The organism is Snodgrassella sp. CFCC 13594 (assembly GCF_001590725.1).
In the GTDB taxonomy this organism is placed as follows: domain Bacteria; phylum Pseudomonadota; class Gammaproteobacteria; order Burkholderiales; family Neisseriaceae; genus Snodgrassella.
Window position 1 is genome coordinate 74983 of sequence record NZ_LQXR01000009.1, and the last position, 14994, is coordinate 89976.

General features: G+C 46.5%; 7 protein-coding genes and 3 pseudogenes. 7 read left to right on the forward strand and 3 right to left on the reverse strand.

Annotated elements, in window-relative coordinates:
• Positions 1–118 precede the first annotated feature (118 nt).
• Entirely contained in the window at positions 119–1879 is a 1761-nt protein-coding gene (gene phaC / locus A2F46_RS07000; protein ID WP_197457591.1) for a class I poly(R)-hydroxyalkanoic acid synthase, read from the forward strand.
• Between the two features lie 118 nt (positions 1880–1997).
• Here phaC and A2F46_RS07005 read toward each other — a convergent pair whose 3' ends face one another.
• Positions 1998–4280, reverse strand: a complete 2283-nt coding sequence (locus A2F46_RS07005) for an NADP-dependent malic enzyme (protein ID WP_066568522.1) — start codon at positions 4278–4280, stop codon at positions 1998–2000.
• A gap of 371 nt (positions 4281–4651) precedes the next feature.
• Between A2F46_RS07005 and A2F46_RS07010 the strand changes: the two genes are divergently transcribed.
• From A2F46_RS07010 to erpA, 3 genes and pseudogenes are all read left to right on the forward strand, one after another.
• Complete coding sequence (locus A2F46_RS07010) at positions 4652–6520, forward strand: potassium transporter Kup (RefSeq protein WP_066568524.1); 1869 nt, start codon at positions 4652–4654, stop codon at positions 6518–6520.
• Positions 6521–6602: 82 nt separating this feature from the next.
• Positions 6603–7646, forward strand: coding sequence for an N-acetyl-gamma-glutamyl-phosphate reductase (gene argC, locus A2F46_RS07015; protein WP_066568527.1), 1044 nt, complete (start codon positions 6603–6605; stop codon positions 7644–7646).
• 73 nt (positions 7647–7719) lie between these two features.
• Positions 7720–8066 (forward strand): annotated as a pseudogene (erpA, locus tag A2F46_RS07020) (iron-sulfur cluster insertion protein ErpA).
• A 346-nt stretch (positions 8067–8412) separates the two neighbouring features.
• Here erpA and A2F46_RS07025 read toward each other — a convergent pair.
• The gene (locus A2F46_RS07025; protein WP_369796319.1) at positions 8413–9654 is read right to left on the reverse strand and encodes a polyamine ABC transporter substrate-binding protein; all 1242 of its coding nucleotides are present in this window, start codon (positions 9652–9654) and stop codon (positions 8413–8415) included.
• Positions 9655–9834: 180 nt separating this feature from the next.
• Here A2F46_RS07025 and A2F46_RS07030 point away from each other — a divergent pair, with 180 nt between their 5' ends.
• Together A2F46_RS07030 and A2F46_RS07035 are read left to right on the forward strand one after the other, a co-directional pair.
• Positions 9835–10362 carry an RNA pyrophosphohydrolase gene (locus tag A2F46_RS07030; RefSeq protein ID WP_066568528.1) on the forward strand — a complete coding sequence of 176 codons (528 nt, stop codon included), beginning with the start codon at positions 9835–9837 and terminating at the stop codon, positions 10360–10362.
• A gap of 110 nt (positions 10363–10472) precedes the next feature.
• A pseudogene (locus A2F46_RS07035) lies at positions 10473–12451 on the forward strand (DNA topoisomerase IV subunit B).
• 328 nt (positions 12452–12779) lie between these two features.
• Here the strand turns inward: A2F46_RS07035 and A2F46_RS13255 are convergent.
• A complete protein-coding gene (locus A2F46_RS13255) occupies positions 12780–12911 on the reverse strand; it encodes a hypothetical protein (RefSeq protein WP_255358755.1) in 132 nt (43 codons plus the stop codon).
• A 123-nt stretch (positions 12912–13034) separates the two neighbouring features.
• Here A2F46_RS13255 and A2F46_RS07040 point away from each other — a divergent pair.
• A pseudogene (locus tag A2F46_RS07040) lies at positions 13035–14437 on the forward strand (DHA2 family efflux MFS transporter permease subunit).
• Positions 14438–14994: the final 557 nt, after the last annotated feature.

Genomic DNA, 14994 nt, shown 5'->3' on the forward strand with positions numbered 1-14994 from the left:
CGGTCAAATTTGTCGCGCGGGCAGGATAGCGCTTATCCTGCCTGCCTCAAATTCCGCAGTTCGGCGTCCTTTATGACACCAATATTATTCCAAACCAGCAGTCACATCGGAGATCGACATGGAGCCAAACCAATTCAAATTGAATGAATCGGTACACCAGTTGATGCAATACAACGATGATATTTGGCAAAAATTGCAAGATTTCTATTATGGGCAAAACCCTGTCAGTGAAGCCTTAGCCAAATTGAATGCAGAAGATTTACGGCATTTTTATGATGCCCTAGCTTCCAACCCCATGAGGTTGATGGAATTGCAAATCAAGTGGTGGCAAGGACAAATGGGTATTTACAAAAACTTTGTCCAACGCAGTTTTGGTGAAGGTGTTCCATCCACAATTGAAGACATACCTGGCGATCGGCGATTTAGCCATGAACTTTGGAAACAAGACCCTAATTTTGATTTACTACGGCAATCCTATATCCTTTTTTCCACAACCATCCGCGATATGATTGATGTGGTTGAAGGCATCCCAGATCAAGTTCGGTTTCGCTTGCATTTTTTTATGCGGCAACTGATTAATGCCATAAGCCCAAGCAATTTTTTTTGGACCAACCCCGAAATATTAAAACAAACGCAGGATGAAGGAGGAGAGAATTTACTGCGAGGTGCTAAATTATTTCAAGAAGATATACTTAAAAGCGGACAATATCTGAAGATTCGCATGATGCGCGATAATGCATTTGATGTGGGTAGAGACTTGGCACTGACACCGGGTCAAGTGGTTTTCAAAAATGAAATTTTTGAATTAATTCAGTATAAGCCCCAAACCGATCAAGTTTATCAAACGCCGTTACTGATAGTGCCACCCTTCATCAATAAATATTACATACTTGACCTAAAAGAAAAAAATTCGTTTATTAATTGGTTAGTGCAACAAGGGCATACAGTGTTTTTAATGTCTTGGCGCAACCCCATGAAGGAACAAGCCATGGTTGCTTTTAGCGACCTAGTAACCAATGGTGTCATGCAAGCTGTCAAAGTAATCGAAGACATTACTCACGAAAAAGAAGTGAATGCTTTGGGTTATTGCATGGGTGGTACGCTATTGGCGGCCACGCAAGCTTATTACACGGGAAAACGCTTAAAAAATCGCATCAAATCGGCTACTTACCTCACTACCCTACTGGACTTTTCCGAGCCTGGTGAGCTCGGGGTATTTATCAATGACCCATTAATCAGCGCCATTGAAGCCATGGAAAGCCAGGTGGGTTATTGTGATGGTCGGCAATTGGCAGTAACTTTCAGCCTGTTGCGCGAAAATTCTCTCTATTGGAATTACTATATTGAAAATTATTTGAAAGGGAAAGAGCCTGCTGATTTTGATATTCTTTATTGGAACGGGGATGGTACCAATGTCACTCCACCCGTACACAGCTTTATTTTGCGTAATTTATATTTGAATAATGAATTAGTTCAGCCCGGCAAAATCAAACTGAGCGGAACGGGACTGAATTTATCCAAAGTGAAAAGCCCGAGTTTCTTTATTTCCACCAAAGAAGATCATATTGCTCTTTGGGAAGGCACATTCAAAGGTGCTCAAGCATTGGGCGGCGAGCACACTCTTGTCTTGGGCGAATCTGGCCACGTGGCAGGTATCGTGAATCCCCCTGCCAAAAATAAATATGGTTATTACACCAACGCTGAACCTTTTGAACAGGGCCAAAGCTGGTTGCTGCACGCCCAATTTCACCCAGGTTCTTGGTGGCTTTACTGGCAGCAATGGATTTTGCCTTATGCGGGCACCCAAATCACTACCTACCCATGGGCAGCGATAATTATCCCATTTTATATGATGCCCCAGGCGAATACGTTAAAGTAACCTTGCGCTAATAATGTACTCCCCTACTTACGTTGATTGATATTAATTAGCAAACAAACGACCACAAAAAAGGCTGCCTGAATCCTTTCAGGCAGCCTTTTTTCATCTGTACTGCAATTTAGAGTTTCAATTTACGCTGTGCATCAACGGCAGCCAAAGCCACCATATTCACGATACGGCGTACAGAAGAAATTGGCGTTACGATGTGAACCGGTTTAGCCATACCCATCAAAATCGGACCAATGGTGACACCATCTGACGCAGACACACGCAACAAATTGTAGCTGATGTTGGCAGCCTCCACATTGGGCATCACCAAAAGATTGGCAGACCCCTTCAATGTGGTGTCAGGCATGATTTGATGACGCATGGATTCGATTAATGCCACATCACCCTGCATTTCCCCATCAATATTCAAATCGGGCTTGGCTGTCTGAATCAAAGACAATGCCTGCTGCATTCGCGTGCTGCTGCATTGGTTAATGGCACCAAAATTCGAGTTAGACAATAAAGCCACTTTCGGTTCAATACCAAAGCGCTGCATCTCTTCTACACACATTAAGGTGCTGGCGGCCAATTGATCAGCGCTCGGCTCTGCATTCACATACGTATCTGCAATAAAAATATTACCCGAACCCAAAATCAATGCATTCATGGCACAAGCATTTTTTTGCGGATTATCGTAACCAATCACCTCTTCCATGATGGTGAAATGATCGCGGAAACGACCCATAGTGCCGCAAACCAAGGTATCAGCATGACCCAAATGCACCATAATGGCGCCAATCAGTGTGGTATTACCAATCATGCGGCGACGTGCCATTTCTTCGGTCACGCCGTGACGCTTGCGCATCTGATAATAGGTTTCCCAGTATTCACGATAACGTGGGTCATTCTCGTTGTTTACCAACTCGAAATCTTTACCCGCCTGAATGCTCAAACCCAGTTTTTTCAACCTGGCTTCTACCACTGAAGGACGGCCAATCAAAATCGGGAACGCCAATTTTTGTGACACAATTTGCTGGGCGGCATGTAATACACGTTCATCTTCACCTTCGCACAGCACCACGCGTTGAATATCACTTTTCGCCTGAGTAAACACCGGCTTCATGAACAAGCTGGATTTATAAACAAATTGGTTTAACTTCTCAACATAAGCATCCATATCCGCAATGGGTCGCGTTGCCACACCAGAATCCATAGCTGCTTGAGCCACCGCAGGAGCCACAACCGCAATCAAGCGCGGATCAAACGGCTTGGGAATTAAATATTCTGGCCCGAATGTCAAATCCGCATCCCCATATGCACTCGCCACTTCATCGTTTTGTTCCGCCATGGCCAAATCAGCAATGGCGCGAACGCAAGCCAGCTTCATTTCTTCATTAATGGTGGTAGCGCCCACGTCCAAGGCACCGCGGAAAATAAACGGGAAGCACAATACATTATTTACCTGGTTTGGAAAGTCAGATCGGCCGGTACCAATAATGGCATCTGGTCGAGCTGCCTTCGCTTCCGGCGGCCAAACTTCAGGGGCCGGATTAGCCAAAGCCAAAATAATCGGCTCTTTCGCCATGGTTTTGAGCATATCCACAGACAACACATTGGGGCCGGATAACCCCAAGAAAATGTCTTTGTCTTTAACTGCATCGGCCAATACACGCTGCCCGTTATCAACAACCGCATAACGCTTTTTGGATTCATCCATGCGCTCATCGCGCCCCTGGTAAATCACCCCTTTGGAATCGCATACGGTCACGTTTTCGCGCTTCATGCCCAATGCCACGAGCAAATCCAAGCAAGCAATGGCCGCAGCACCAGCACCGGAACACACCAACTTCACGTCACCGATGGCTTTATTCACCACACGCAAACCATTATGGATGGCTGCTGCCGTGATAATGGCAGTACCATGTTGGTCATCGTGGAATACAGGGATATTGCACCGCTCGCGTAATTTTTTCTCAATATAGAAGCATTCTGGCGCTTTAATGTCTTCCAAATTAATGCCACCAAAAGTGGGTTCAAGCGATGCAATGATTTCAACTAATTTATCGGGATCGGTTTCATTCACCTCGATATCGAACACATCAATACCGGCAAATTTTTTGAATAGCACCCCTTTGCCTTCCATCACTGGCTTCCCCGCCAGCGCACCAATATTGCCCAAACCCAAGACTGCTGTACCATTGGAAATCACTGCCACCAAATTACCGCGTGCCGTATATTTGTAGGAATTAAGCGGATCATTGTGAATCTCCATACAAGGCGCAGCTACCCCTGGTGAATAAGCCAATGACAAATCATACTGAGTAGCCAGAGGCTTGGTTGGGGTGACCTGAATTTTGCCCGGATGGGGAAATTCATGAAACTGTAGTGCGGCTTCTTTAATTAACTCGTCCATATCCTGTCCAATGTAGGTAAAACATTATGACCCCCGCCCGGATTTACTTTCGGCCAGTTGCCAAGCAACATAAACAATAAAATAGGCCAATTATAAAACTATTTTGGAATGATTGCCTTGAAGTCGCGCAATTTATTGAAAGGCATCATAACAATGCTGGAAAACACCACCCCAATACATCATTTGTTGTTACAACAACATCAAATTCAAATACTGGATCAGCATTCAGTCTCATAACCATTCCAATGCGTATTCTGATGACCATCAGCCTCCACTGGCTTTGTATGACGTGCCCTCAAAAATACCTAGTCGCCATTCTGCGGCGGCGCTACACTGCGCGTAATGATCACAGTGCAAAGTAAAATAAATTGATGGATAAAAAGCATGGCGTCGCAGCCACCACACTGGCCGCATTGGGTATTGTTTATGGTGATATTGGCACCAGCCCGTTGTATGCCTTAAAAGAAAGTTTTGCGGCATCACACATAGAACCGAATCAGATGAATATATTCGGCTTTGTTTCACTGATTTTTTGGTCTTTATTGCTGATTGTGACCTTAAAATATGTGGTGTTCATTCTAAGAGCCGATAATAAAGGCGAAGGCGGGGTGATCATCTTAATGCAACAAGCATTGCGCTATTTACATGGAAAGCCGGCGTGGTTGGTGATGATGATGGGACTGATTGGCACGGCTTTATTCTATGGCGATGCCATGATTACGCCTGCCATCTCCGTGTTATCAGCCGCCGAAGGTTTAACCGTTATCCACGCTGGCTTCCGCGATTGGGTCATGCCCATTGCCTTAGTCATCTTAGTCGGTTTATTTGTGATTCAAAAGCACGGCACTCAAAAAATCGGCACTTTTTTTGGCCCAGTTATGCTGATTTGGTTTGCGTCCATAGCATTGATCGGTCTGTATCAAATTGCACAACATCCACGCATTCTCTTGGCCATTAATCCGCTATATGGGCTCACGTTTGCATGGCATCACGGCTGGGGTGGTTTTATTGGCTTAGGGTGCGTGGTTTTGGCCGTTACTGGAGCGGAGGCACTTTATGCCGATATGGGTCATTTTGGGCGGCGGCCAATACAGCTGGCATGGGTTAGCCTAGTCCTCCCCAGTTTGGCCCTCAACTACATGGGGCAAGGTGCATTATTGATGCATTCCCCAAGCGCATTGAGTAATCCATTTTTCCTAAGCGTGCCACACTGGGGTTTGCTGCCGTTAATTGCATTGGCCACGCTGGCCACGGTGATCGCCAGCCAAGCCGTGATTTCGGGTGCCTTCTCATTGACACGCCAAGCCATCCAATTGGGTTTTTCGCCCCGCATGAGCATTGTGCACACCAGCGCAGAAGAAATGGGCCAAATCTATATGCCTACAGTGAATTGGATGCTGCTCGGTGCTGTGACCCTAGTGGTCATCACCTTTCACGATTCCGCGCACTTGGCCTCGGCTTACGGCATTGCTGTCACTGGTACCATGGTCATGACCACCATCATGTTTGCTTTGGTGATGCGCAACAGCTGGCGCTGGCCAATTCCGGTGGTATTGGGATTGACCGGTCTATTTTTGAGCTTTGATCTGGTGTTTTTTGGAGCCAATTTACTCAAATTGGTGCATGGTGGCTGGTTTCCCATGCTGGTGGCCTTGGTGGTGGTATTCGTGTTCAGTACATGGCGACGCGGCCGTTTGCTGATTCAAGATGCCCAACGCGACAACAGTGGCTCATTGGCCGATTTTTTGCAAAATCTACAAGACTATCCACCGCAAATTGTGGATGGTAATGCAGTGTTCATGGTCAGCGACCCATTTAGCATTCCTCGTGCTTTATTGCACAACCTGAAGCACAATCGCGTGCTGCATGAATACAATGTTTTGCTCACCATCCAAACCAAAGATGTGCCCCATGTAGCCAATATTGACCGAGTGGCTATCAAACAATTAAGCCCGCGTTTTACCCGCATTATTGCCAATTATGGTTTTCAGGAAACCCCAAATATCACCCAAATCCTGGCATTGGTAGCCGAGCAAGGCATAGAATTGTCCACGATGGAAACCTCTTTTTTCTTATCAAGAGACAGCATTACGGTGGCTGAAAAAACCGCACCAGGCCACATGGCACGACTGCGCACTGGCTTTTTTAAATGGCTGTACAAAAACAGTACGGCACCCACGGATTATTACCGCATTCCCGGTAACCGGGTGGTCGAACTGGGGGCACAAGTTTCATTATAATGACTTATTGATTCAGGTAGTCGCTTACGACTAGGCTGCTTGAAAAACCATTATTATTGATCATTTCCTTTCAGGAGCACACATGAACAAAATCAAGGTCGGCATTGTTGGTGCCACAGGCTACACTGGCGTGGAATTGCTGCGGCTGCTGGCACATCATGCTCATGTTGATGTAGCAGTGGTTACCAGCCGAGGCGAAGCTGGCGTGGCGCTGGCAGATTATTTTCCGAGCCTGCGCGGCATTTATAACGGCTTGGTATTCCAGGCACCAGATGAAGCCGCCTTAACCCAATGTGATGTGGTATTTTTTGCCACGCCCAACGGTGTCGCCATGAAAGAAGCACCAGCTTTACTGGACAAGGGCATCAAAGTGGTCGACTTATCAGCCGATTACCGCATTCAGGATGTGGCCGAATGGCAACGTTGGTATGGCATGGAGCATGCCAGCCCAGATTGGGTAGCGCGCGCCGTATATGGCTTAAGCGAGTGGCAACGTGGGGCTATAGCCAATGCGCAATTGGTGGCCAATCCTGGCTGCTACCCCACCTGTGTCTCCTTGCCTTTGGTGCCTTTATTGCAACAAGGCTGCTTGAAAGGTAATGCACCGCTGATTGCGGATTGCAAATCAGGCGTATCCGGTGCCGGGCGTAAAGCGGCTGTGGGCAGCCTATTTGCTGAAGCAGGTGATAATTTCAAAGCTTATGGTGTGGCCGGCCACCGCCATCTGCCGGAAATCAAACAAACCATCAGCCGCCTACAACCCGATGTAGACAAAGGTTTCGTGTTCGTCCCCCACCTTACCCCCTTGATACGCGGCATGCATGCCACCATATACCTACAACTCAACGATGGCATAGATCCGGTATCGATATTAGCCAATCACTACCAAGACAGTGCGTTTGTGGATGTGATGCCAGCGGGCAGTACACCGGAAACTCGGTCTGTGCGCGGCGCCAATTTATGCCGCATCAGTGTCCAAAAAGCACCACACAGTAATACGTGGATTGTTTTATCGGTGATCGACAACTTGGTTAAAGGTGCGGCTGGCCAGGCAGTGCAAAATATGAACATCATGTTTGGAATTGATGAAACTGCCGGACTTAACATCATGCCACTGTTGCCTTAATTCCTTGCCAATACACAACATTTAGGCGGAAAATACACCTACACACACCCAATCAGACATAAGGATAAGCACCATGTCAGAAGCTGCTACCGAAACCCCCATCACATTCACCGAAAGTTGCTGCGTTAAAGTCAAAGACTTGATCGCGGAAGAAAACAATCCCGATTTGAAATTGCGTGTATTCGTCACCGGTGGCGGTTGCTCCGGTTTCCAATATGGATTTACTTTTGATGAAATCGTCAATGATGATGATTTCCAAGTGGAAAAAGATGGTTTAACCTTTTTGGTTGATCCCATGAGCTACCAATATCTGGTGGGCGCCGAAATTGACTACACCGAAAGCTGCATGGCTCGCAATTTGTGATTCGCAATCCCAATGCCACCACAACGTGCGGCTGCGGTTCCTCATTTTCCGTTTGAGCCAACACAGGAATATCAGTAACCAAGTAAACTGCATTGTTTACGTTCACTTGATGCCCACTTAAGGCTGCCTGAAACATTCAGGCAGCCTTTATCAATGCTCGTTTTATTATGCAGGATTACCTTAACACAGAGTCCAGTTGGCCATCTTGAATGCAATATTGATCCTGTTCAAAAGCAATGGCTTTATGTATTGATTGCTAACTCAAAGCGACCCGCTTTCACTGCTGCGCGATGATTTTTCTTAAATCTGCTCCAAACATCAAAAATCATGAGATATTTTAAACATCAAACCATTAAAAACGGGTTGCCCGAATATGCAGGCAACCCGCTTTCACTGCTTGCTTTATTTGTATTGACCAGCTTTGATTTGCTGGAACAAACGCACGGTTAATTTCATGGCATCGGGCGATTTGGGCAGCATCACAAAACTGTTCTTCATGGTTTCATCGGTCGGGAAAATAGACGGGTCGTTAATGTAATCTTTTTCCATCAACTCACGAGCAGGCTTACTGGCGGGCGCATAAGTCACAAAATTACCATTTGTGGCAGCGGTTTTGGGATCCAATGTCCAATTGATGTATTTCAATGCATTCAACACATTGGTGGCATCTTTCGGGATGGCGAAAGAATCAATCCACACACCCACACCCTGCTTGGGCACCAAAGCTTGGACTTTGACGCCATTTTTAGCATCTTCCGCCCGTTTTTTGGCAATGTGGAAATCGCCATTGTAACCAATAGCCACACACAAATTACCATTGGCCAAATCATCTATATAGCCAGATGAGCTGTAACGTTTGACATCGGGTGCCACTGAATTCAATAAATCGGCAGCGGCTTTGATGTCTGCGCTCTCATTGCTGTTGGGGTCTTTGCCCAAATAATTCATCAGCAAGGGGAACAACTCTGAGGGGCTATCTAAGAATGAAATACCGCATGATTTCAATTTATTAGCATACTCCGGTTTGAACACCAAATCCCAAGCATTCTCAGGCAAAGTATCCGTGCCCAAAGCCTTTTTCACTTGATCTGGATTGATGCCCACGGTATTGATACCCCAGAAGTATGGCACCACATATTTATTGCCAGGATCAACCTTATCCAGCAATTCCAGCAATTTGGGATCAATGTTTTGATAATTGGGAATTTGTGATTTATCAATCGGCTGATATGCGCCAGCTTTGATTTGGCGCGTCACAAATGCCAGCGAAGGCACCACCAAATCATAGCCAGACTTGCCGGTCAGCACTTTGGCTTCCAAGGTTTCATTGCTGTCGTAAAACGCTTGATTGACTTTAACCCCATTGGCTTTTTCAAAAGCGCTCACAGTGGCTGGATCCACGTAATCAGACCAGTCGTAATAATTGAGTTCTTTGGTTTGCGGTAAATTCGATGCGGCTACATTCGATGCGGCGCTGGCGCCTGTGTTTGTGTTGCTTTGTTGTGCCGATTGCCCACCGCCGCAGGCGGCCAACACAACGCTCATCATGCTGGTCAACAACCAAGTTTTCTTCATACCGCAACCTCGCTTCCCGTCAATGGAGATGATGCATGCGCAATCCACATCCAGCGTTGCTGCCGCCAGCTGATTGGCTGCCTGAAAAATGTTGCTTAGAAACACATTCTTTATAACCAAAAAAAAGCAATTGTTACATCTTCATTTTCAAATGTAATAGTGCAACCATGCAAATAGAGCGGCGTTCTGGTTTCAGGCAGCCATTTGTGCGAAAATTCATCCCATTGAATATTATTTTGGGCGAACTGTATGTTAGACAGAGAAGGTTATCGCCCCAACGTCGGCATCATCATTACCAATGAGCGCAATGAAGTTTTCTGGGGCAAACGGGTACGAGAACATTCTTGGCAATTTCCGCAAGGCGGCATCAAGCCGGGCGAAAGCCCCGAAGCCGCCATGTATCGGGAGCTGATGGAAGAAGTGGGCTTACTCCCGCACCACGTCAAGATTATCGGACGCACCCGTGACTGGTTGCGTTATGACGTGCCGACGCATTGGGTAAAACGCGAGTGGCGCGGCTCTTATAAAGGCCAAAAACAAATTTGGTATTTGCTGCGCTTGGTGGGCCGAGAAAGTGACGTGCATTTGCGCGCCACGCACCATCCTGAATTTGACGCTTGGCGCTGGCATCAGTATTGGGCGCCCATAGATGAGGTCATCGACTTCAAGCGAGATGTGTACATTGGCGCATTGCAAGAACTGTCTCGGTTTTTGCATGAATTACAAAGCTGGGATTACTTTTTGCAGCACCAAGAGACTGAATCCTCCACCAAATAGTCCAAATTCGGCCAATGACTACGAGCGCATATTCCTTTTTTGTTCAGGCAACTTATTTTTGTTTCCCGGTTGCCTGAAAACCCATTTTTATCCAAACGCAGACAATCCGCATGACAACACCGCACTACGATGAATCGAGCGTCACCGTCCTCAAAGGCTTGGAACCCGTCAAAGAACGGCCGGGCATGTATACGCGCACCGACAGCCCCACTCACATCATTGAGGAAGTCATTGACAATGCCGCCGATGAAGCTTTGGGTGGTTATGCCGATGCCATTAACGTTACACTACACACTGATGGCTCTGTGAGCGTGGCCGACAATGGCCGCGGCATTCCGACCGGTTTACACCCCAGCGAACACATCGCAGTGGTTGAATTGGTCTTTACCCAGCTACACGCCGGTGGCAAATTCAATAAAAAAAGCGGTGATGGTGCCTACGCTTTTTCTGGCGGTTTGCATGGCGTGGGGGTTTCGGTCACCAATGCATTATCAAAACGACTGGAAGTCATGGTCCATCGTGAAGGCAAAATTCACAGTATGGCTTTTGCTGGCGGCAACGTGGTTGAGCCATTGCAAACTATGGGCAAATGTCCCGCCAAGGAAACCGGGACTTGTGTGCGGGTATGGCCAGATGCGCATTATTTTGAGAGTAGCAAGCTGAATATGGATGAATTGGTGCGGGTATTGCGCGCCAAGGCCGTGTTACTACCCGGCGTTAAGGTGACCTTAACTCAAGAACAAACAGATGCGGCATCCATCAACCAAACTTGGCACTACCCCAACGGGCTAAGCAGCTATTTACTTGATTTACTTGCCCATGCGCAAGCAGCCGTACCCATTTTTGCCAGCGATAATTACATTCATGTAGGACACGACAGCGATTTTAGTGTGGGAGAAGGTGCTTCTTTTGCACTAACATGGCTAGAAGACGGGTATGTGGCCAATGAAAGTTATGTCAACCTCATCCCTACGCCTTTGGGTGGGACCCATGAAGCTGGCCTCAAGCAAGCTGTGTTTCATGCGGTAAGCAATTTCATCAACCACCACAATTTGCTGCCTCGTGGCGTAAAAGTACAATCTGATGATGTATTTTCCAAAGCCGCATTCGTGCTGTCTGCGCGCGTGCTTGATCCCCAGTTTCAAGGCCAAACCAAAGACAAACTCACCAATCGCGATGCCATGAAATTGGTAGCCTCAGTCTGCACCGATCCGATTGAACTGTGGCTCAACCAAAACCTAGACGCTGGTAAAAAAATTGCCGATTTGGCCATCAAACAAGCTCAGTCGCGCATGCGCTCGGTTAAAAAAATCGACAAGAAAAAAGGTTCTGGCGTAGCGTGTTACCGGGCAAACTAACCGATTGCGAAAGTGAAGACATTCGCGAAAACGAGCTTTTCTTGGTTGAAGGCGACTCCGCGGGCGGATCCGCCAAATTGGCCCGTGACAAAGCAACACAAGCCATACTGCCCTTGCGCGGTAAAGTGCTCAATAGTTTTGAAACCCACCGCGATCAATTGTTTGGCAATGCAGAAATTCACGATATCGCTGTGGCCATTGGCGTGGATCCACATGGTATTGATGAACCGCTTGATTTATCAGGACTGCGCTATGGCAAAATTGCCATTCTATCTGATGCCGATGTGGACGGAGCGCATATTCAAGTTTTACTGCTTACCTTATTTTTCAAACACTTCCCACAATTGATTGCCACTGGTCACATTTATGTGGCGCAACCACCACTGTTCCGCGTAGACGTGAATGCACAGGGAAAAAATAAACCAGCCCGCAAGTTTTATGCGCTCGACCAGCAAGAATTGGATGGGATACTGGAGCGACTGCAAAAAGAAGGCGTTAAAGAAACAGCGTTCAGCATCAGCCGTTTTAAAGGGTTGGGGGAAATGAACCCAGAGCAACTAAAAGACACCACGATGCAACCGGAAACGCGACGATTGCTACAAGTGCGCATTCCCGAAAACGCCGACAACCACACCCAAGCCGTTTTCGTTAAACTCATGGGCAAAGGAGAAGCAGCTGCACGGCGCGCTTGGATGGAAGCAGAAGGTGACAAAGTCGAGGCTGATATTTAGGCTACACAATATCAACTTAAAGCTACTTGAAAGGACAAATCAGATCACCATGTCGGATTCTATTGATGAGCAGCGCAAACATGGGTTAAGCGATCATACCTTTTAACGATGAGATTACCTGATAGCTTATTGAATCAAATTACCTTACCAACTATAGAATACGGTGCGCGCGAGGCTGCCTGAAAGCCTGAAATAGCCAGAATCGCTGCCATTTTATCAGCCAAAGAATGATGGCGAGCATTAAGCTCTACGAGCGACAACCATGATGATACTCGCCAAAATCAAGCGTCACATCAGCTCAGCTTTCCCGTGGTGTCTGTAAACAGTGCTAGGCTGGCGACAAATCCAAAGAGACCTTGGTTTGTGCTTTAGCAGCATCCAAATCTAGCTGGACGCCATGCAATGTATCTATGCGGTAGCAGCATAAAGCCTGTAGGCAGTTGAGTGCCCAATGCACCATGTTGCTTAACTGCCTGGGTAACTTAGCTCAGCCCGCCTCGTCCTCACCCTATTAAGACTCGTCTTTCAGGCAACCTTAGAATCTAACTGCTGGACTGCATTGGTTGATTTGTTAGAATACGCCATGACTCGATCTGAACCTTCCCGCTTTTTACCATTGCTGTTGGCCATTGCCATTTTTATGCAGCAATTGGACGCCACCATTCTGAATACAGCTCTGCCCAAGATGGCTGCCGATTTGGGAGAATCACCTCTCAATATGCAATCCACCATCATCGCCTACGCATTAACTTTAGCATTGATGATGCCTTTGTCCGGCTTCTTATCGGATAAAGTGGGCACGCGCAAATTGTTCATGAGTGCGCTGGTGGTTTTTGTACTCGGTTCATTGCTGTGTGCGGCCTCCACCAGCTTAACCATGCTGATTATCGCTCGCGTCGTTCAAGGCGTAGGCGGCGCCATGCTCACGCCAGTGGCACGCTTAACTATGCTACAAGCTTATGACAAATCGCGTTTGTTAACCGTCATGAATTACGCCGTCATGCCTGCGCTCATCGGTCCTGTATTGGGGCCAGTAGTTGGCGGCTATTTAGTTGATTACATGAGTTGGCACTGGATTTTTCTGCTGAATGTACCCATCGGACTCATCGGATTATGGGTTACCTGGTACATCATGCCCAATTTCAGCCAAAAAGAAGGTCATTTTGATGGTGTCGGGTTTGTACTCTTTGCCACCGCTGCATTCTGTGTCAGCCTCTCTTTAGAAACTATACTGCACCCACAAGGCTCTGGTTCAGCATCATAATGGCCGCCAGCGGCATTATTACTTTAATTGCCTATTTATTTCATGCTCGTAATAACGAGCATGCCTTATACGCACCCAGCTTATTTGCCGTTCGAACCTTTCGTTTGGGTTTGGCGGGCAATTTGGTGAGCCGTTTGGGCATGAGTGCCCTACCTTTTTTACTGCCATTATTGCTACAGGTTGCTTTTGGCTATTCAGCCATCAGCGCAGGCTGGCTATTGATGCCAATTGCGCTTGCCGCTATCGCCGTAAAGCCGCTGATTAAACCCATTGTAACCCGTTTAGGCTATCGCCATACCATGGTATTGAATACTCGAATTATTGGCATATTGATTGCCTCATTGGCAGCATTAACCCCACAAACGCCACTTTGGCTAATGTTTTTCCTGCTATTCGCCATTGGTGCCGCTAATTCTGTGCAATTTACAGGCATGAATACCTTAACGATGGCTGACCTGCGCAGCCATCAAGCCAGCAGTGGCAGTAGTTTGATGGGAGTTAACCAGCAATTAGCCATCAGCTTCGGCATTGCCATAGGTGCCCTTTTATTGCAGTCTTTTAGTCAGGCGAGCTTCACTCAATACCATATTGAAACAGCTTTCCGTCTCACCTTTTTGATTATGGGATTGATGACATTCCTATCCAGCTGGGTATTTGCACGTTTACATCCTCTAGACGGCGATAATTTAGTGCATCAGACCAAAACAATTCAAATAAAGTAACATCTGATAATCATAGTCATATGAGAATATTAATTAAGCACACAGTACATCCATTGAAGAATCATACTCATGATAATAAAAAAGCCCCAAATCACATTGGAGCTAGTCACATTCATTATAAAATTTAATGCTTGGCGGGCATTGTTAGTTGCTGTTTAATCCCAATCAGCTCTGATTTATCTGCCATTCTCATAATGGATCTAATAATTTGTGTCAACGTACTCATCATTTTACCTTCCTTACATCTGAATTCTAAATATATTATGGGCATGAATTCTACGCTCAGCCTCTTAAAAATCCATCTAATTCAAAAAATTTAACATATAAACAAGATGGTTCAGTTGTAAAAAAGAGAATAACACCTAATTTTTAAATGTAATGCCAGTCTCATGATAGATTTCCAGCCGCACAACCTCGTCAAATCTCAATACATTTTCTTTGCTCTGCCGATAAAGGGTGAACAGATCCAGTTCACATCATCAAATACAGTTCAGTCTGTACCAAAATGATGAGTACTGGACAGGTTATGCTCATGCAGGCAGAGCCAGCATCGACTA

Coding starts and splice junctions, on each gene's coding strand:
- argC (WP_066568527.1), top strand. CDS start 6,603: ATGAACAAAATCAAGGTCGGCATTGTTGGTGCCACAGGCTACACTGGC.
- A2F46_RS07010 (WP_066568524.1), top strand. CDS start 4,652: ATGGATAAAAAGCATGGCGTCGCAGCCACCACACTGGCCGCATTGGGT.
- phaC (WP_197457591.1), top strand. CDS start 119: ATGGAGCCAAACCAATTCAAATTGAATGAATCGGTACACCAGTTGATG.
- A2F46_RS07005 (WP_066568522.1), bottom strand. CDS start 4,280: ATGGACGAGTTAATTAAAGAAGCCGCACTACAGTTTCATGAATTTCCC.
- A2F46_RS13255 (WP_255358755.1), bottom strand. CDS start 12,911: ATGGTGCATTGGGCACTCAACTGCCTACAGGCTTTATGCTGCTACCGC.
- A2F46_RS07030 (WP_066568528.1), top strand. CDS start 9,835: ATGTTAGACAGAGAAGGTTATCGCCCCAACGTCGGCATCATCATTACC.